The organism is Streptomyces sp. CG4 (assembly GCF_041080655.1).
Lineage (GTDB): Bacteria > Actinomycetota > Actinomycetes > Streptomycetales > Streptomycetaceae > Streptomyces.
Genome location: NZ_CP163525.1, coordinates 568,635 through 584,783, shown reverse-complemented (window position 1 = coordinate 584,783; position 16,149 = coordinate 568,635). Strand labels below are relative to the sequence as shown.

Below are 16,149 nucleotides of genomic sequence, written 5' to 3'. Positions count from 1 at the left end.
TGGTAAGTAAGGTCTCGGTCGGCTGGAGCCGCAGCTGCCACGGGCCCTCGGGCTCGGGTACGGCCGCGTCGTCCAGCGCGGCCGGGAGCCGCGCCGTCGCGCTGCCGCCCGAGTGGTAGCAACTGCTCGCGCACGCCGACGTTTTCGTGCAGAACCTGGTGCCCGGGGCGGCCGTCCGATTGGGGCTGGAGGCGGACGCGTTGCACGAGCGGTTCCCATCACTGGTCCCCTGTTCGAACTCCGGCTACGGCACAACCGCGTTTCGTCACCGGCTCCGCGGGCGTCGCCCACCGCGCCGAACTGAACGCGATCGTGGCCGAGCGCTTCGCTGCGTCGGACAGTACGAAGGTGCGCAGCGCGTTGGACGAGATCGGCATTGCCAACGCCGGGGTCAACGACGTCGAAGGCTTCGTGGCTCACCACCCCGTGCTCGCCGCCCGCGACCGATGGCGGGACATGTCGATTCCCGGAGGCGCGCAGGTTCCCGCCCTGCTTCCGCCGATCGACCTGGCAGGCGTGGTCCCTCGCATGGATGCCGTCCCGGCCGTCGGCGAGCACACCGAACCAACCCTTCCCGAACTCGGCTACGGCCCGGTCGAGATCGAGGTCCTGCGGGCGGAGGGAGCCCTCTGAGTCGGGCAGCCCGACGTCTGAGACGGTCGGCCCGACCTCCACGGGCAGACACGCGCTTCCGTGGGTAACACATACCTCCGCGTCCGCACGGTGCACGAGTTCGGCGACAAAGAGGTCAAGCCGGTCGTTCGAGAGCTGGAGCACACCGACACCTATGCGGAGACCCTGATCGAGTAGATGAAGAAGCAAGCTCGGCATCTTCGGCCTCGCCGTCCCGGGGAGTTCGGCGACACCCCCGTCTGCACCCCCTGCTACGTGCTGATCACCAAGGAGCTGGCCCGCGGCCGGGGTGAGTGTCACCCGCTCCGGTTCACGCTCGAACAGCGCGGGTACCTGACCTTCTGCTCCAGCCGGCGGATCTGCTGACTCAGCGGGGGCTGGGCGATGCCCAGGCGGGCGGCGGCATGGCTGAAGTGCAGTTCTTCCGCGAGCCCGACGAGGGCATGCAGCGGCGGCAGCGGGAGTTCGGGGCGGTCCATATCCCCAGGGACATCAGTTCATGCCGATGCGTGTATTACTGATCGTTTCAGAATGAGTTGTACTCGTTGGTCTTGTGCTTGGTGATCTTGTCCGGCAGAGTATCCGGGTGCGTTCTGGTCTTGTTCCGGATGACCTGTGGGAGCGTGTGGCTCCGCTCCTGCCTCCCGTTCCTGAACGGCGCCGCCGCTATCCCGGGCGTTTGCGCGTTGCGGACCGGATGGCACTCGCAGGCGTGCTGTACGTGTTGCGGACCGGTATCGCATGGCGCGACGTTCCCACCGAGGTCGTGGGCTGCTCCGGGGTGACGGCGTGGCGTCGACTGCGGGACTGGACCGAAGTTGGCGCCTGGCCCCGCCTGCACGCCGCCCTCCTGACCGAGCTACGCCAGGCGGAGCTTGTGGAGTTGGACGACTGCGCCGTGGACGGGTCCCACGTTTGGGCCCTCAAAGACATCTCAGGGGGCCAAGAAGTCAAGCCGCCTGTTCGGTCGGAGGTGACAGGAGCGGTGCGAAGGCCTGCTGTTCGTCAAAATGCTGCCGGGTCTTGAGGCAGTAGTGGAGCTGGCCGAGGAAGCGGTTCAGCAAGTGCCGTTGTGCGGCGGCATGCCAGTCTCCGTGCTCGCGTCGGCGTCGATAGTGCGCGTTCGCTCCCGGTGAGGTGGTGAGGGCGGCGAAGGCCCAGAGGAAGCCGGCGTTGATGAGGCGATTGTTCTTGACGAAGCGTCGGCCGACGAACCGCTTCTTGCCGGAGGCGCCGGGCCGCGCCGCTCTTGACAGAGGCCTCAAGGGCCCGGGGAAACGGAGGCATCAGCCCGGCGCCCGCGTCATCACCGCGAGCCCCGCAACGGACAGCGATGCCGCTCTTTGAGGAGGCCTTGACGGCCAGGGGGGATCCAGGCATTCGCTGTCCTGTGCGAGCAGTTGCCCTGGGTCGTTGCATGGGCCCGGGCCATCTGCTTACGCACTGGATTAGGGGGGATCACGTCGGCCCCTCGCCCGTCGACCGCGCCCGCCCAGGCTCGAAGCATCATGTGATAGTCGACCGCCGCGGAACCCCGCTCGCCGTCACGCTTAGCGGCGGCAACCGCCACGACGTCTCCCAGCTCCTGCCGCTGCTCGACGCCATCCCACCGATCCGGGGCCGGCGGGGACGCCCCCGCCGCAAACCCCGGCGCCTCTACGCCGACCGGGGCTACGACTTCGACAAGTACCGCCGCCTGCTATGGAAACGCGGCATCAAGTCGATGATCGCCCGCCGCGGCGTCCTCCATGGTTCGGGGCTTGGCAAGGTGCGCTGGGTGGTCGAGCGTGCCTTCGCCTGGCTGCACCAGTTCAAACGGCTCCGTGTCCGCTACGAACGACGCGCCGACATCCACCATGGGTTGTTGACCCTGACGTGCAGCATCATCTGCCTTCGAAAGCTCCGGTCCGCCGAATGAAAACCTCAGCCGGGGAGAAACTCCCGGGCATGGTCGTGTGCCCACCGGGCGAAGGTGCGAGCCGGGACCCCGGTCGCCTCCTCGGCTGTGGGTACCGGGCCTGTCGCCATCGGATCGAAATCCTTGAGTGCCTGCAGGTCTGTCTCGCCGCCCGAATAGTCCTCGAAACCGAGCAGGAAATCCGCGTTCGCCGCTGCGAAGCCTCCTTGCCTGCGGTAGTTCTCCCGTGCCTCGTCCCGACTCACGACTTGAAAACGGATTGGGCGCCCGATGGCCTCAGCGATGAGTTCAACCTGTCGACGATGCGACAACATCTCGGGACCGTTGAGGGTGTAAGCCCGTCCACAGTGTCCGTCCTCCAGCAGAGCCAGGGTCGCAACATCGGCGATGTCCTGCTCATGCACCGGGCACCCGGCCGCATCGGGGTTGGGGTCGCGCACCATCCCCTCAGCACGGATGGACGGGCCCCAAAGGGCCAGCTTGTTCAGCGCGAACTCGCCGGGGCGCACGTGAGTCCACTCCAGGCCCGACGCCTCTACGGCCTGCTCGACCGGCAAGTGGAAGTCGCTGTCGAAGCCTGTCGTGACAGCCCCGGAGGACAGCACCACAATACGGCGCACGCCAGCCTGCCGTGCCAAGGCAGCCACTTCCCATGCCGTTTCGGCGACTGGGAAGAGATACATCCGGTCGACGCCCTTCAACGCGTCCGCGAGTGATTCCGGTTGCATGAGATCTCCCGCAACCACGCGCACGACTTCCGGGAACCCAGCCGCGTGTGGGCTGCGGGTCAGAGCACGCACCTCCGCGCCGGCCCCAGCGAGTTGCCGGACCACGTTCCGGCCGACATTACCGGTGGCTCCGGTCACCAAGATCGCCATGATGCTCCCTCTGATCGTCGCTACTCAGGGGGACGCCCCACCGAAAGAGGACAGCCCCGTCCCACGTTGAGTCGACCGACGAACGCAGTTGTCCAACGACATGCTGTCGGCCACGGCGAGGATGGCAGGCAGCGTGAAGGCGGCTCTAGTCTCCCGCCGAACGCATTTTTGTCAGTTAGACGTATCGACGCTGGTCACCTAGCGTTCCGCGCATGACAGAGCGACGTGCGATCCTCAGCGGCTCGACCTTCGAGGAACAGATCGGTTACGCCCGTGCCGTGGTCGACGGCGACTGGGTGCATGTGTCCGGGACCACCGGGTTCGACTACGCCACCATGACGATCTCGGACGACGTGGTGGAGCAGGCGGAGCAGTGCCTGTGGAACATCGAGGCCGCCCTCACCGAAGCGAAGTGCACCTTCGCCGATGTGGTGCGGGTGCGCTATCTGCTCCCGGACCGCGCGGACTTCGAGCCCTGCTGGCCGGTGCTGCGCCGTTGCTTCGGCGAGGTCCGTCCGGCCGCCACCATGCTGCAGTGCGGCCTGGCCGACCCTCGCATGAAGATCGAGATCGAGGTGTACGCCCGCCGCACCGGGGGCTGATCACGCCCGCAGCGGCGGACTGCCCCCGCACGGAGCGGCGTTCCGCCCCCGCCCGCAGCGGCGATCCGCCCCTCTTGTGGCGCGGACGACCCCGCCTGTGGCGCAGGCTGATCCCGGCCTGGCTTGGGCCCGCCGTGGTGTAGGCCGATCCGTCCCTGCTCCGCCCCGGCACGGGATGTGCCGCGACGCAGGCCTATCCGGTCCTGTCCGGTCCTGTCCTGTCCTGCCACGGTGCCGGTCCTGCCAGGTCGTTGCCGCCCTGCTGCGGCCGGGCTCACGGCGTCAAGCGCGACGTCCGGGCCCGCCGTTCCAGGAGGTCGCCGCGCCGCAGGATCCGTCCCTCGCGTGGCAGCAGTCGTGGACCGGCCACGACCAGGACCTCGCACTCGGCCCGGGCCGGGATGTGCCGGTGCACCGGCCGGATGTGCAGCCAGGCCGCCAGACCGCGGGGTCTGGCCATGCCGATGACCAGCAGGTCGGCCGGAGACGACGCGATCGCACACAGCACCGGCCCCGCCGGACCTCGGACGACCCGCCGTACGATCCGCAAGTCGGCCGGAGGCCCGCCGGTCGCCAGGTCGAAGGCCCGGTCCAGCCGTTGCCGTGCCTCGCCGGCCCACAGCCGGGCCCACGAAGGCTCGGGCCGGCGCCGGTAGACGGCTTCGCCCTCCGGTGGCTCCCAGGCCCGCACGGCCACCAGCGTGCGGCCGGTTCTGCGGGCCTCCAGGATGCCCCGGCGCAACGCGGCCAACCCGGCGAGAGAGTCGCTCACCCCGACGACCACGTCTCCGACGCGCGCGCCATCTGTCGTTCCACGTGATGCCATGCCACCCACGCTAGGAAAGCCAATCCCTCCCGGACAAAGTCCAACCGAAGGAAAGTGGCCTTGATTGCGAGGAGGGCTGAGGAACGCCTCTGACTCCAGGATCGGGCAGAACGCCGGGCGGAGCCTGTGCGGCCGGAAGCCCACCGACCAACCTCCGAGATCAGCGCCACACGCATACGTAGTTGGCGTTGAAGGTGATCGGGGTGTTGCTGCTGGGTGCGGGATGGTAGAAGCCGGCGTTGATGGAGAGGTTGAGGACGATGTTGGCCGACCAGGTGCTGCCGACGCCGGTGTGGTCGGAGTAGATCAGGTCGCCGTTGAGATACCAGTCGTCGTTGGTGGCGCCGTAGTGGGCGCCTACGGCAATCCACGCCCCTGGAAAGATGGTCGCGGGGTCGGTGTAGAACGTGTAGGCGTAGTTGACGTGGTTGACGACCTCCAGCTCGTTCTTGTCGGGGTGGTACTCGAATACGTCCACCTCGTCGTCCCCGTCGATCCAGGTCCACATGGCGGGCCAGGCACCTTGGGCACCGGGCAGCTGGACGCGGACCTCGGCGTAGTCGCCTGTACGGGCTTGGAAGTTCTCCGTGGTGCCTTCGGTGGTCAGCAATCCGGTGTCCCACGACCGTTTGCCGTTTTCCAGGATGTTACTGCCGGGTTTGGCGGTGAAGGTGACCGTGCCACCGGACGCGGTGATCGCGGAGGGAGTCAGCCAGTCGAGTTTGTCATCGCCGGGGTTGTGATTGCCGTACTTGTAGGCGCTGGTGGTGGAGCCGTTCCAGCGGCTGCCGAAGGTGATGGGGCCGGTGAACTCCTCATCGAAAACCAGGGATTTACCCGCAGTGGGCGAGGGGGCCATGCGTGCGGCAGGGCCGGTGGGGTGTACGCCGCCGATGCCGGCGGCGACGGCCTGCTGATCCGTCTTGCAGAGGCTGCCGTCGCGCTGGGACGCCGGCCGCACGGCCGTCGGGTGCCGCCGGGCGCGTGGCTGCTCGACCGCGGCGGGCGTTGCTCCAGCCGCGCACATCGCGGCGACCAGGGCGACTCCGCACACAACCGAAGTCCGGATCCGAGGCACCTGTGCTCTCCTCTTGAATGTATGTATGGACGACGGATTGCATGCTTGTATGTGCGCCGGGCAACGACATTGCACACCGACACCGCCCGGATGCGTGACACAGCACATACCGTCGTCCGCAGGATCACTCCAACAGCTCAGCCGACCGACCGCCCCAGCCACAACGGTCGGCCTGACCGGCCGAGCGTGTGCTCAGGCTGTGTGGGGCCACGGTGTGTCGGTCTCGATCGGGACGGTGTAGTCGATGCCGGGTACGGCAAAGCCGTACAAGCGCTGCACCTCGCCTCGGAACCAGTCGAGATCGGCAAGGCCGCCGATGGTGTCGGTGGTCGCCCTGTCCCAGCGTTCGGCGACAGCCTGCTGCACTTCGCCGGCGAGCTCCCAGCGGTCGAGGCGGACACGGCCCTCGCTGTCGAGCATCAGCCCGGTGGTGCCGGTCAGTTGGTCCCACAGATCGGCCAACTGATCCGTCGGCGGGACGAGGCTGTCGCCGAGCACGCCGCGCAGCAGTCCGGTGTAGAGGGCGATGCCGGGGACAGCGGTGGAGGACTGGGTGACGGCGGCGCCGTTGACCGAGGTCACGGCACGTCCGCTGACGAGTTGGGCCAGGCGTTCATCGAGGTCACGAGCGGTGGCTTCCAGGTGGGCCTTGGCCGCTCCGATGGTGCCCTGGCGGTAGATCGCGGCGGTCAGAGGTGAGCCGATGTAGGACAGGGCAACGGTGGTGAAGCCGTCGGCGAGCATGTTCCGTGTGGCGAGGTGGTCGATCCAGCGTTCCCAGTCGGTGCCGCCCATCACCGCCACAGTCTGTTCGATGTCGTCCCCCAGGGCAGGTTCCGTCTCGACCTCGCGGACATCGGGATTGCCGCCCTCGTCGAAGACGAGCGTCTTGGTGCGATGCGCCGTGCCGATGGGCTTGAGGACCGAGGCATAGGTGGCGCCGGTGTCGGGATCGGTGCGCCGGGGGTCCGCGACCGAGTAGACGAGGTAGTCCACGCGTCCTTGGAAGCGCTCCTGCAGCAGGTCGGCGACCTGGTTCTTCATCGCGTCGGAGAAGGCGTCCCCGTTGAGGAAGACCATGTCCCGGCCTGCGGCGCGGGCAAGGTCCCAGGTGGCGGCGGTGCGGTACCAGCCGGCCGTGGCCGTGCGCCGCGTACTGGGCGCCTTTTCGAAGCAGACGCCGACACCGCGGATGCCTGCGCGCTTGAGCCCGGCGAGCGTGGCGGCCAGGCCGTACCCGGCCGACGAGCCGATGACCACGGCAACGGGCCCGTCTCCTGTGGGCTCTGCGGCGGGGGCCGGTATGTCGCGCCACATGGCGTTCACCAGCTCGCGGCAGCCGGCCGGGTGGGAGTCGAGAAAGAGGAAGCCACGGTTTCGGGGTGAGATCACGCGCTGGTTCACGAGAAGGATCCTTCGGCCGGACGAGCAGGACATGACGACCACACAGGTCTGTCGTGTGCTGCAAGTCTTCAAGGCCCCAGGCGCGGACAGAGGTCTCGTCCGACACAACAATGCCGTCGCGATCTTGGCCCTTCCCGCTACTTCCGGCACGGTCGGCTCGGCGTCTTGGGTCATGGAGAACGCCCAGCCCGGCCGACTGTCGCGCGCAGGCTAACAAGGGGCCTGATCGTGCTTCCGCGCTGACCGCGACGCCTGACGGAGCCTGCCGGGCCCGGAGGCCGGGAACCCCGTTGCGGAGCCACGAGGACGGTAATGGGGGAGTTGGACCGGGGCACAAGCTGCCCCATGCCCTACTCCCGTCACGTCGCCCCGCGGTGGTGAGCGGTCTAGTTCTGCGCTGTGGGGCGTACGACGATGTCGCCCACGTCGACGTCGGCCGGCTGTTCGATGGTGAAGGCGATGGCGCGGGCGATGGCGTCCGGCGGGATCGCGATCTTGGTCATGCTGTCGAGGATCTGAGCCTTCATCTCCGGCGCCATGGAGTCCGCGAGCTCCGTGCGCGTGAGTCCAGGCGAGACGACCGTCACGCGCAGGCTGTCGCCGGCTTCCTGGCGCAGGCCCTCGGAGAGGGTGCGTACGGCGTTCTTGGTGGCGGCGTACACCGTCTGGGACGGCACGATGCGCAGTCCCGCCGTGGAGACGATGTTGACGAAGTGTCCGAAGCCCTGCTGCCGGAAGACGGGCAACGCCGCGGCGATCCCGTACAGGACGCCCTTGAGGTTGACGTCGATCATCTCCTCCCAGTCCTCGACGCGCAGGTCGTCCAACGGGGAGATGAGGCCGATCCCGGCGTTGCCGACCAGGACGTCGATCTTGCCGTACCGGTCGCGGGCGAGGTCGACCAGGCCGGACAGATCCGCGCGGCGCTTGACGTCCGTGCGGGCGTAGGCGGCTTGGCCGCCGGCCTTCTCGATGCGGGCGGCCAGCGCCTGAAGTCGTTCCAGCCGACGGGCCCCGAGTACGACCTTCGCGCCGCGCTCGGCGAGCAGAAGGGCCGTCGCCTCGCCGATCCCGCTGCTGGCGCCCGTGATCGCGACGACCTTGCCCTCGATTTCCGACACGATGGCTCCTTCAGGAGGAATGTGAGCGCAGCGCATGCCCTAGGGTGGAACTGGAGGCGCCGCCGGTTGACTCCCACCGTAAGTGGACGTGCCTCCACTTCGCAATGAGGACGAGGGAGCGAGCCGCCGATGGCACGGGATACGGGACGCCCGCTGAGGGCAGACGCGCAACGCAACAGGGACAAGATCCTGGCTGCCGCGGTGCGAGTGTTCACCGAGGAAGGGCTGGACGCGCACTTCGAGCGCATCGCGCGGGAAGCGGGCGTGGGAACCGGCACCCTCTACCGCAACTTCCCGACCCGGGAGACGCTCATCGAGGCGGCGTACCGCAACGAGGTGGCCCGGCTGTGCGATGCCGTCCCCGATCTCCTGGCCACCATGCCACCGCGGGAGGCCCTCCGCACCTGGATGGGCCGCTTCATCGACTACGCCACCGCCAAACTGGGCATGGCCGAAGCCCTGCGCGCCGTCGTCGCCTCGGGAGGCGACCCCTACGGCCACAGCCGCGAGCTGATCCAGACCGCCATCACCGCCCTCATGAAAGCCGGCACCGCCGTCGGCGCCCTCCGCTCCGACATCCGCCCGACCGACCTGTTCGCCGCCCTCGCCGGTATCGCCCTCACTTCTGCACATCCAGAGCAACGCGACCAAGCGGAACGCCTTCTGGACCTCACGCTGGACGGACTGACATCCACGCCGCCGCTCCCCGAGAACTGACACCGCCGACAGCGCGGATGCTGCGGCTGCCCGACAGCCCCCTGTCAGGGATCCTCATCAGCGATGCCTTCTGTCAGGCCCGGTTGGCGGGGCGAAGGAAGGCGGCCCAGCCGCCGGCCGGCCTCTCGCCGACCCGGAGGGTGCGCAGGTGCGCGAGGACTCCGGGGGTTTGAGTGTCGAGCCAGTCGACGAGCTGCCGGAAGGAGACCAGGCGCACATCCTCCCGGTCGGCGATCTGCTTGAGCGCCTCCTCCGCCGCATCCATGTAGATGCCGCCGTTCCACTGCTCGAAGTGGTTGCCGATGAACAGCGGCGCCCGGTTTGTCTCGTACGCCCGCTGAAATCCGGCCACATACGCCTGTGTCGCCTGGGCGCGCCAGTACGGGTAGTTGTAGGAGGGCGCCCGCGTCGAGTTCTTGGACTGGTTCGCCATCATGTTGTAGTCCATGGACAGCACTTCGAAGGTGTGCCCGGGGAACGGGATGCTCTGCAGCGGCAGGTCCCAGAGGCCGTGCCGTTTCTTCGGCCAGCGTTGCAGTCCGCCCGGCGAGGAGGCGTCGTAGCGCCAGCCCAGTTCCCGCGCGACCGGCAGCAGGTTCTCCTGTCCGAGCAGACACGGGGTGCGGCCGCCCACGAGTTCCTTGCCGTAGTCGAACGGGAGGGGCGGATCGTCGTGCCAACCAGTGTGTGAGCGCCACGACGTGACGAAAGTCCGCGCCTGCTCGATCTCCGAACGCCACTGCGCCGGCGTCCAGTTGGCCACCGATCCGGAACCCTCGCAGAAGTGCCCATTGAAGTGCGTGCCGATCTCGTGGCCGTCCAGCCAGGCCTGACGTACGTACTTCAGTGTCTGCTTCAGGTGGGAGTGGGTGAGGTAGCCGATGTCCGAGGCGCCGACCGGGTTGTTCGGCGGGTCGTAGAGCCGCTTCTTCTCCTCGGGGAGGAGGTAGAGCCCGGACAGGAAGAACGTCATGTGTGCGCCGTGGGTGCGGCCGAGTTCGAGGAAGCGCGGGAACAGGCCGGTGCCCAACTCGCCGGCGCCGTCCCAGGAGAACACCACGAACTGCGGGGGAGTTTCGCCGGGTTCGAGGGGCGTGGGCCGCTCCGGCTGGTGCGGCTGCCGTCCGGTGTACGCGGTCGAGCCGTCCCCGATCAGCCGCGGAGCCCCTTGCCGAGGCGCCGCGCCCTGCCCTTCCGGGCCTCCGGGCGAGCCGTTCGGTCCGTCCAGCCCGCCGCACGCCGCCAGGGAAGCGGCGGCGGCCACACCGATCCCGGCGCCGAGCCCCAGGCGTGCCGCATTCCGGCGGCTGATTCCACCCATCGCCATCCCAACCCGCGCCCTGCCACGACGCGTTGTGCACCCCCTCGGTCCATGCCTCCAACACCTGCACCATAATTCCTATAAGCATATAAATAGGCTGATCTGGTGCGGCGTGGCGGGCAAAGGTGTTGTCAAGCGTCACCGGTGTCACCCGGTCGGCCCTGGGGCGCCGTTCGGCGGATCAGCGGAACGCCGTCACATTCCGTGCCGCCCACGCGGAGAAAGCGGCCGCGGGGCGGCCCAGCAGGCGCTCGACGTCCGTGCCGACCGTCTGCTCCTCCTGGGTGGGTGAGCCGAGGACCGCGAGCGTGCCCTTGGCGACGGCGGGCGGCATGAACCGGACCATCTGCGCCAGAGCCTCCTCGCGGCTCTGCTCCACGAACGCCACCGGCTCGCCGAGTACCGCGGCGATGGCGACGGCCCGCTGCCGAGGGGTGGTGGGCTCCGGGCCGGTCAGTGTGTAGGTGGCGCCGTCGTGTCCGTCCTCACGCAGTACGGCCGACGCCACCGCGGCGACATCGTCAGGGTCGACGAACGGCAGTGCCACATCGGCGAAGGGCGCCGCCGCGGTACGGTGCCGGCGGATCGGCTCCGCCCAGGCCAGCGCGTTGGAGGCCAGCCCGCCCGAGCGTAGGACGGTGATGGGGAGGCCCGACTCGGCCAGGGCCTGCTCGAAGCGCAACGCGTGCGTGTATATCTCGGGCCGGGTGCCCGCACCCTGCGAGGAGAGCAGCACGACCTTGGTGACCCCGGCCGCGGCGGCTTGCTGCAGGATGCCGGCGGGATCCTCGCCGGCCACCAGCAGGAACAGTGCCTTGGCGCCTTCCAGGGCGGGGGCGAGGGCCTGAGGCCGCCCGAGATCGGCAGCTACTGCCCGCACGCCCGGCGGCACGTCCTCCGTCCTGATGTGCCGGGCGACGGCTGTCACCGTCTCCCCGCCCTCGATCAACTCGGCGACCAGGGCCCGTCCGACGTTCCCCGTGGCGCCCGTGACAACGATCATGGCAACTCTCCCTGTGTGAGTTAGTTGACTAACTAAGTCGAGACATTAGTCCGTGGCGGACCTCGTTGTCTATCCTTAGTCAGGTGACTGACTCAGATATTGCGGGGACGGCCGAGGCCGCGCGGTCGAGCCGATCCGGTCGATCAGGCCACGGCGGCAGCCGGGGAGGCAAGCGCGAGCGCCTGGTGACGGCGGCCGTCCAGGTCTTCCATGAGCAGGGCGTGGAGAAGACCACCCTCGGTGACATCGCCCGCGCGGCCGAGGTTCCGCTGGGCAACGTCTACTACTACTTCAAGACCAAGGACCAGCTCGTCGACGCCGCGGTGCACGCCCACCGCGAGCAACTCGACGCGCTGACTGCCCAGTTGGATGCCTTTCCGGATCCGGCGGCCCGACTGAAGGCGCTTGTCGCCGGCTGGGTCGACCAGCGCGAGACCGCGGCCCGCTTCGGCTGCCCCTTCGGCACCCTCGCCACCGAGCTCGACAAGCGGGACGACGGCCTGGATCAAGCCGCGGCGAAGGTCATGCGAGCTCTGCTCGCCTGGGTGGAGGCCCAGTTCACCCAGCTCGGCCGCGCCGACGCCGACGCCCTCGCCGTCGAACTCGTCGCCGCCTACCAGGGCATGTCCGTCCTCACCAACACCTTGCGCGACCCCGGCCTGATGACTGTCCAGGGCGAACGCCTCCAGTCCTGGATCGACGGGATCGCGGGACGATAGGACCCCTTCTATCTGGCCAATCTCCGGCCGCTGAAGGGCTGGGCGGAGACCGGGCGGGTGTCCGCTCCCACTGTCGAGCCGTCCGGCATCCGGACGGCCGGCACGTCCTCTCATCAGCGCGCGAGGGTCGGAAGGGGCGCGGGGGGCGCGCGCTGCTGGGTGGTTGGTCAAAGCGGAGCGCCGGTGAATGGAGAAAGTCCGAAATCGGCCAGGCCGGAACGATTTTGATTCCCGTGGCGATTATCCGACGGTCGGACAAGGGAAGTTTCCCGGAGTCATCGACACATGATCTTCACCGATCTGCTTCGGTGTCGCCGTGTGTCACCCGCCCACCCTCTCCAGGAGGTGCAGTGATGAAGCTTCTCTTCGCCATCCGCAACAAGGTCGCGGCCGCCAAGAGCCTCAAGGCCAACGCCTGGTACCTCTGGTACTGACGCCACGCCACGCCACGCCACGCCACGCCACGCCGCGCAGGCGAGGTGACATCGTTGTCCGGCCATGCGTGGTCACGGCCCGGCCGGACAACGGTGGTACGCCGTACCGCGGCCTTCGGTTCCCTCGCACTCTTCCCCACCTGCCCGTTCGCCACCGGGAGCATCCATGCCGCCGCCCTCCGCCACGCGTGTGCGCACCACCGTGTTCTCCCCGCGGCTCGCCGCGCTCATGGGCACCCACACAGGACAGGACGTCTTCCGGCTGGAACCCGACACGATCGGAGTCGCGGGACACGAGGTCGCCGATCGCATCCTCGCCGCACGCCGGGCGACGGAGACCGAGCGGCCCACCTTCAAGCCGCTGCACGGGCGTTCCATCACACGCACCGAGGCGTCCACGGTCACCCGCACCATCGGCAACGACGTACGCGAGGCACTGGCCGGGCCGCTGCCCAAGGACGTGGACTTGGCCGGCTCCTGGCCGCTGACCGGGCATCTCTTCCTGCGCGACCTCATCCTCGGCCAGGACCCCTACCGGCTGCGCATGCTGATGAGCCGCACTCTCGAACTCACCCCGAAGCTCACCTGGTCCGTGATCGCAATCGGCGCCGCGCTGCCCGGCTGGCCCCGGCCGAGCAGCCGGCTCACCGGTCTCGCGAGCCGAGCCGCACAGGCCACCGGCTACCAGGAACGCCGGTACGCCATGGGCATGTACCGCAGGGCGGCCGCCCCCGTGTGCTTCACCGTCTCGACGCTGGTGGCCAACGCGCTCTGGCTCGGAGCGCCCTTCGGCGACGCCCCACCCCACCGCAACATCATCCTCGAGTCCCTGCGGCTGCTGCCGCCCTCGTGGAACATCCTGCGCAACGCCTCGCCCGAGTACCCGGCCATCGACGACCGGATCGGCGAGCGGGACGACGTCCTGGTGCTGCCACTGCTGTCCCACCGTGACCCGGCCCTGTGGGACGACCCGGACGCCTTCCGCCCGGAGCGCTGGGACGACCTCGACCCCGAGACGACTCCGGGCTATCTGCCCTTCGGCCACTCCTCCGAACGCTGCTGGGGCAGACACATGGTGATGCCGCTCGCCGAGCTGTTGCTGGACCTGGTCCGCGGCTCGGGACTCGTCGTCGACCCCGGTCAGACGACCGGCAAGGTCCCGCTCCTCGGCCTGCTCGGCGTGGCGGACGTACGGCTGACACGCCCTCGGCGACGGTAGGCAAAGCCCCGTGGGGCGGTCCCCGGCCCGGCTCAGGTCGCCGGGATCCACTGTTCCGCCCGCACCGGTGCCACGGTGATGTCCTGGACGGCCCGGCTGAGCACCACCACGCCCACGACGATCAGCAGCGCATCGCACGCCTCCGGTACGAGCCAAGGCGGCGACGCCGGTCAGCGCGAAGCCGTACGTCTGCCAGGACCGCAGGAACGCCGTGACGCCGCGGTCGGCGAAGGTGCCCGGACAGCAGTACGGCCCCGGCCGGCCCGCCGAGGCACAGGCACAGGCACAGGGCCGGGATCCAGCGGAGTGGCTTCGGGTACCTTCAGCCTACGGAAGACACCGCCCGGACGCCGGATCGGGCAGCGGGGCTCGGCGGGGGCATGGATCGGCCCCGCCGGTGATCACCGAACGGGGCCGCGCGGAGCGGGGGATCAGCTCACGGTCAGGTCGTCGGCGTACACCGCTCCCTGGCCGTACCAGCCGTGCACATACACCGTGACCGTGCCCGAGGAGCCGGTCGTGAAGGGCACCGTGAGCTGTGACCACGACGAGGACGAGGTCCAGGAACTGGCCGTCGCGCCCCCGCTGACGCCGAGGTAGGCGTACGGACCCTGCACCCAACCGCTCAGCGTGTAGGAGGTGTTGGGCTTCAGGGTCAGGGTCTGGGCGCACCGGCCGGTCTGCGAGGCGGAGGGCGCGGTCTTCAGCGCGTGGGAGCCGCCGTGCACGGGGGAGGAGACGACCGAGGCTCCGGTGTCGCAGGTCCACGGCGTGAGCGAGCCGGTCTCGAAGCCGCCGTTGGCGAGGACGGCCGTGCCGCCGGATCCGTTGACCGTCAGGGTGAGCGCGGAGCCGTGCCGGGTCGAGCCCGCCGTGCCGGTGACGGTCAGGGTGTAGGTGCCGGGTGCTGTTGAGGCGGCCGTCTTCACGGTGAGCGTGGCGGTGCCGCCCGCGGTGACCGAGGACGGGCTCAGCGAGGCGGTGACTCCGCTCGGCGCGCCGCTCACCGACAGATCGACGGGCTGGGCGCCGCCGGAGGTCACGGACGTCTTCACGGTCGCCGTCGCGGTGGCGCCGGGGTCGACCGCGGCGGTGGCGGGGGACAGGGACACCGAGAAGTCGTCGGCCGGCGGGGTCGTCGTACCGCCGGTGAAGGGTGCGAAGGCGTGGGTGAAGTACCAGGTGTCCTGGGCGATACCGGAGCAGTGGTCGGACCCGCCGGTGCCGGGGCAACCGCCGTTGTCGCGCTGCAGGGCCCAGAAGGAGAGGGTGTTGACACCCTTGGAGACCGCCCAGTCGTACACGCTCGTCGCGTCGGCGGTGGTGAAGGTCTCCGCCGCGCCGTAGTCGTCGATGCCAGGCATCTCGGTGACGCCGACCATGTTCCACAGCTGGGTGTCCGACAGGTTGGGGTACAGCTCGGCCAGTTGGTCGTGCAGTCCGGTCGCGGCCGTCTCGGTGTCGGTGGCCATGTGGTGGGTGGCGCCGTCGTAGTAGTCGAACGTCATGATGTTGACGACGTCGACCTTGGCACCCGCGCTCTTCGCGCTGCGCAGCACGGCGAGGCCGCTGTCGGCGAGCCCGGTCGTCGTGGTCGGCAGGGTGTACGAGAACTGCACCGAGCGGCCGTTGGCGGCCGCCCAGTCCTGAACCTTCTTGATGGCCTGGTTGCGGCGGTCGATACCGGCGCTGTCGGTGAGGGAGTTGTCCTCGACGTCCATGTCGAGCCGGGAGACGTCGTAGGTCGTGATGATCTTCTCGTAGGCCGCGGCGATGGAATCCACGTTCGTGCAGCTGTCGGCGATCTCGGTGCCGCCGTTGTCGGCCGCGTAGCCGCCGAGGGAGGGGATCACGTCGCCGCCGCGCGAGCGGATGGTGGTGAGGTCGGCGCCGAAGACCGAGGAGCTGACGGGCGTGTTGGTGTCGCCGTTCCAGTACGGGGTGCAGGAGCCCTTCTTGTCGGCCTGCAGAAAGGCCATGGTCAGATACTTGGCGCCGGAGGCCTGGGAGAGCGCGGCGGGGCTGTCGCCGTTGTAGGCCTCGAAGTAGGGCGCGAAGACATGCGTGGGCAGCGGGGTCGCCGCGTGCGCGGTGCCTCCGGCCCCCAGGGCGAGCCCGGCGGAGGCGGCCAGCGTGGTCAGGCCTGCGAGCAGGGCGCGTACGGGTCTCGGACGTGTCATCGGTACTCCCGGATGGCGAACGACACTGTGCGGCCCGGCCGGGGCTAATGGTCTAGTCCATGATTGGTCTGGACCAAACCCTGGGTCAAGGTGCGG

General features: G+C 69.0%; 14 protein-coding genes and 5 pseudogenes. 9 read left to right on the top strand and 10 right to left on the bottom strand.

The window, feature by feature from the left end:
- Positions 1-146: 146 nt before the first annotated feature.
- Positions 147-200: pseudogene (locus AB5L52_RS02715) on the top strand (hypothetical protein); the annotation flags it as partial.
- Positions 201-312: 112 nt separating this feature from the next.
- On the top strand, positions 313-633 hold the full coding sequence (locus AB5L52_RS02710) for a CoA transferase (RefSeq protein WP_351572198.1): 321 nt from the start codon (positions 313-315) through the stop codon (positions 631-633).
- A gap of 267 nt (positions 634-900) precedes the next feature.
- Here AB5L52_RS02710 and AB5L52_RS02705 read toward each other — a convergent pair.
- Positions 901-1,112: pseudogene (locus AB5L52_RS02705) on the bottom strand (LysR family transcriptional regulator); the annotation flags it as partial.
- A 107-nt stretch (positions 1,113-1,219) separates the two neighbouring features.
- Here AB5L52_RS02705 and AB5L52_RS02700 point away from each other — a divergent pair.
- Positions 1,220-1,561 (top strand): annotated as a pseudogene (locus AB5L52_RS02700) (transposase); the annotation flags it as partial.
- 22 nt (positions 1,562-1,583) lie between these two features.
- Here AB5L52_RS02700 and AB5L52_RS02695 read toward each other — a convergent pair.
- A pseudogene (locus AB5L52_RS02695) lies at positions 1,584-1,865 on the bottom strand (IS110 family transposase); the annotation flags it as partial.
- Positions 1,866-2,095: 230 nt separating this feature from the next.
- On the opposite strand from AB5L52_RS02695, the pseudogene AB5L52_RS02690 reads away from it, so the two are divergent.
- Positions 2,096-2,551, top strand: a pseudogene (locus AB5L52_RS02690) (IS5 family transposase); the annotation flags it as partial.
- A gap of 5 nt (positions 2,552-2,556) precedes the next feature.
- On the opposite strand, the gene AB5L52_RS02685 reads toward AB5L52_RS02690, so the two are convergent.
- Positions 2,557-3,429: an NAD(P)H-binding protein gene (locus AB5L52_RS02685; protein ID WP_351572195.1), complete on the bottom strand. Its 873-nt coding sequence runs from the start codon at positions 3,427-3,429 to the stop codon at positions 2,557-2,559.
- Positions 3,430-3,641: 212 nt separating this feature from the next.
- Between AB5L52_RS02685 and AB5L52_RS02680 the strand changes: the two genes are divergently transcribed.
- Complete coding sequence (locus tag AB5L52_RS02680; protein ID WP_351572192.1) at positions 3,642-4,031, top strand: RidA family protein; 390 nt, start codon at positions 3,642-3,644, stop codon at positions 4,029-4,031.
- A gap of 274 nt (positions 4,032-4,305) precedes the next feature.
- Here AB5L52_RS02680 and AB5L52_RS02675 read toward each other — a convergent pair whose 3' ends face one another.
- The 4 genes from AB5L52_RS02675 to AB5L52_RS02660 form a co-directional block, all read right to left on the bottom strand.
- On the bottom strand, positions 4,306-4,857 hold the full coding sequence (locus tag AB5L52_RS02675; protein ID WP_369362504.1) for a universal stress protein: 552 nt from the start codon (positions 4,855-4,857) through the stop codon (positions 4,306-4,308).
- 160 nt (positions 4,858-5,017) lie between these two features.
- On the bottom strand, positions 5,018-5,935 hold the full coding sequence (locus AB5L52_RS02670; protein WP_369362503.1) for a beta-glucanase: 918 nt from the start codon (positions 5,933-5,935) through the stop codon (positions 5,018-5,020).
- A gap of 192 nt (positions 5,936-6,127) precedes the next feature.
- Positions 6,128-7,339 (bottom strand): enoyl-[acyl-carrier-protein] reductase FabV, encoded by a 1,212-nt coding sequence (gene fabV / locus AB5L52_RS02665; RefSeq protein ID WP_369362502.1) that lies wholly within the window; start codon positions 7,337-7,339, stop codon positions 6,128-6,130.
- A 386-nt stretch (positions 7,340-7,725) separates the two neighbouring features.
- The gene (locus tag AB5L52_RS02660; protein WP_369362500.1) at positions 7,726-8,460 is read right to left on the bottom strand and encodes an SDR family oxidoreductase; all 735 of its coding nucleotides are present in this window, start codon (positions 8,458-8,460) and stop codon (positions 7,726-7,728) included.
- 129 nt (positions 8,461-8,589) lie between these two features.
- Between AB5L52_RS02660 and AB5L52_RS02655 the strand changes: the two genes are divergently transcribed.
- Positions 8,590-9,177: a helix-turn-helix domain-containing protein gene (locus AB5L52_RS02655; protein WP_351032109.1), complete on the top strand. Its 588-nt coding sequence runs from the start codon at positions 8,590-8,592 to the stop codon at positions 9,175-9,177.
- A 73-nt stretch (positions 9,178-9,250) separates the two neighbouring features.
- On the opposite strand, the gene AB5L52_RS02650 is transcribed toward AB5L52_RS02655, so the two are convergent.
- Together AB5L52_RS02650 and AB5L52_RS02645 are read right to left on the bottom strand one after the other, a co-directional pair.
- Entirely contained in the window at positions 9,251-10,498 is a 1,248-nt protein-coding gene (locus AB5L52_RS02650) for a hypothetical protein (protein ID WP_369362498.1), read from the bottom strand.
- A gap of 181 nt (positions 10,499-10,679) precedes the next feature.
- Positions 10,680-11,501 (bottom strand): SDR family oxidoreductase, encoded by an 822-nt coding sequence (locus tag AB5L52_RS02645; protein ID WP_369362497.1) that lies wholly within the window; start codon positions 11,499-11,501, stop codon positions 10,680-10,682.
- Positions 11,502-11,686: 185 nt separating this feature from the next.
- On the opposite strand from AB5L52_RS02645, the gene AB5L52_RS02640 reads away from it, so the two are divergent.
- The 3 genes from AB5L52_RS02640 to AB5L52_RS02630 all read left to right on the top strand — a co-directional run bounded on the left by AB5L52_RS02640 (position 11,687) and on the right by AB5L52_RS02630 (position 13,873).
- Positions 11,687-12,220, top strand: coding sequence for a TetR/AcrR family transcriptional regulator (locus AB5L52_RS02640; RefSeq protein WP_369368796.1), 534 nt, complete (start codon positions 11,687-11,689; stop codon positions 12,218-12,220).
- Positions 12,221-12,573: 353 nt separating this feature from the next.
- The gene (locus tag AB5L52_RS02635) at positions 12,574-12,654 is read left to right on the top strand and encodes a tryptorubin family RiPP precursor (RefSeq protein ID WP_351572402.1); all 81 of its coding nucleotides are present in this window, start codon (positions 12,574-12,576) and stop codon (positions 12,652-12,654) included.
- 166 nt (positions 12,655-12,820) lie between these two features.
- Entirely contained in the window at positions 12,821-13,873 is a 1,053-nt protein-coding gene (locus AB5L52_RS02630) for a cytochrome P450 (RefSeq protein ID WP_369362496.1), read from the top strand.
- Between the two features lie 431 nt (positions 13,874-14,304).
- Here AB5L52_RS02630 and AB5L52_RS02625 read toward each other — a convergent pair whose 3' ends face one another.
- On the bottom strand, positions 14,305-16,053 hold the full coding sequence (locus AB5L52_RS02625) for a carbohydrate binding domain-containing protein (protein WP_369362495.1): 1,749 nt from the start codon (positions 16,051-16,053) through the stop codon (positions 14,305-14,307).
- Positions 16,054-16,149 lie beyond the last annotated feature (96 nt).

What these genes read in the sequence shown, in the direction of transcription:
- AB5L52_RS02675 (WP_369362504.1), bottom strand. Translation starts at nt 4,857, where the DNA reads ATGGCATCACGTGGAACGACAGATGGCGCGCGCGTCGGAGACGTGGTC.
- AB5L52_RS02630 (WP_369362496.1), top strand. Translation starts at nt 12,821, where the DNA reads ATGCCGCCGCCCTCCGCCACGCGTGTGCGCACCACCGTGTTCTCCCCG.
- AB5L52_RS02625 (WP_369362495.1), bottom strand. Translation starts at nt 16,053, where the DNA reads ATGACACGTCCGAGACCCGTACGCGCCCTGCTCGCAGGCCTGACCACG.
- AB5L52_RS02685 (WP_351572195.1), bottom strand. Translation starts at nt 3,429, where the DNA reads ATGGCGATCTTGGTGACCGGAGCCACCGGTAATGTCGGCCGGAACGTG.
- AB5L52_RS02655 (WP_351032109.1), top strand. Translation starts at nt 8,590, where the DNA reads ATGGCACGGGATACGGGACGCCCGCTGAGGGCAGACGCGCAACGCAAC.
- AB5L52_RS02645 (WP_369362497.1), bottom strand. Translation starts at nt 11,501, where the DNA reads ATGATCGTTGTCACGGGCGCCACGGGGAACGTCGGACGGGCCCTGGTC.
- AB5L52_RS02650 (WP_369362498.1), bottom strand. Translation starts at nt 10,498, where the DNA reads ATGGGTGGAATCAGCCGCCGGAATGCGGCACGCCTGGGGCTCGGCGCC.
- AB5L52_RS02635 (WP_351572402.1), top strand. Translation starts at nt 12,574, where the DNA reads ATGAAGCTTCTCTTCGCCATCCGCAACAAGGTCGCGGCCGCCAAGAGC.
- AB5L52_RS02680 (WP_351572192.1), top strand. Translation starts at nt 3,642, where the DNA reads ATGACAGAGCGACGTGCGATCCTCAGCGGCTCGACCTTCGAGGAACAG.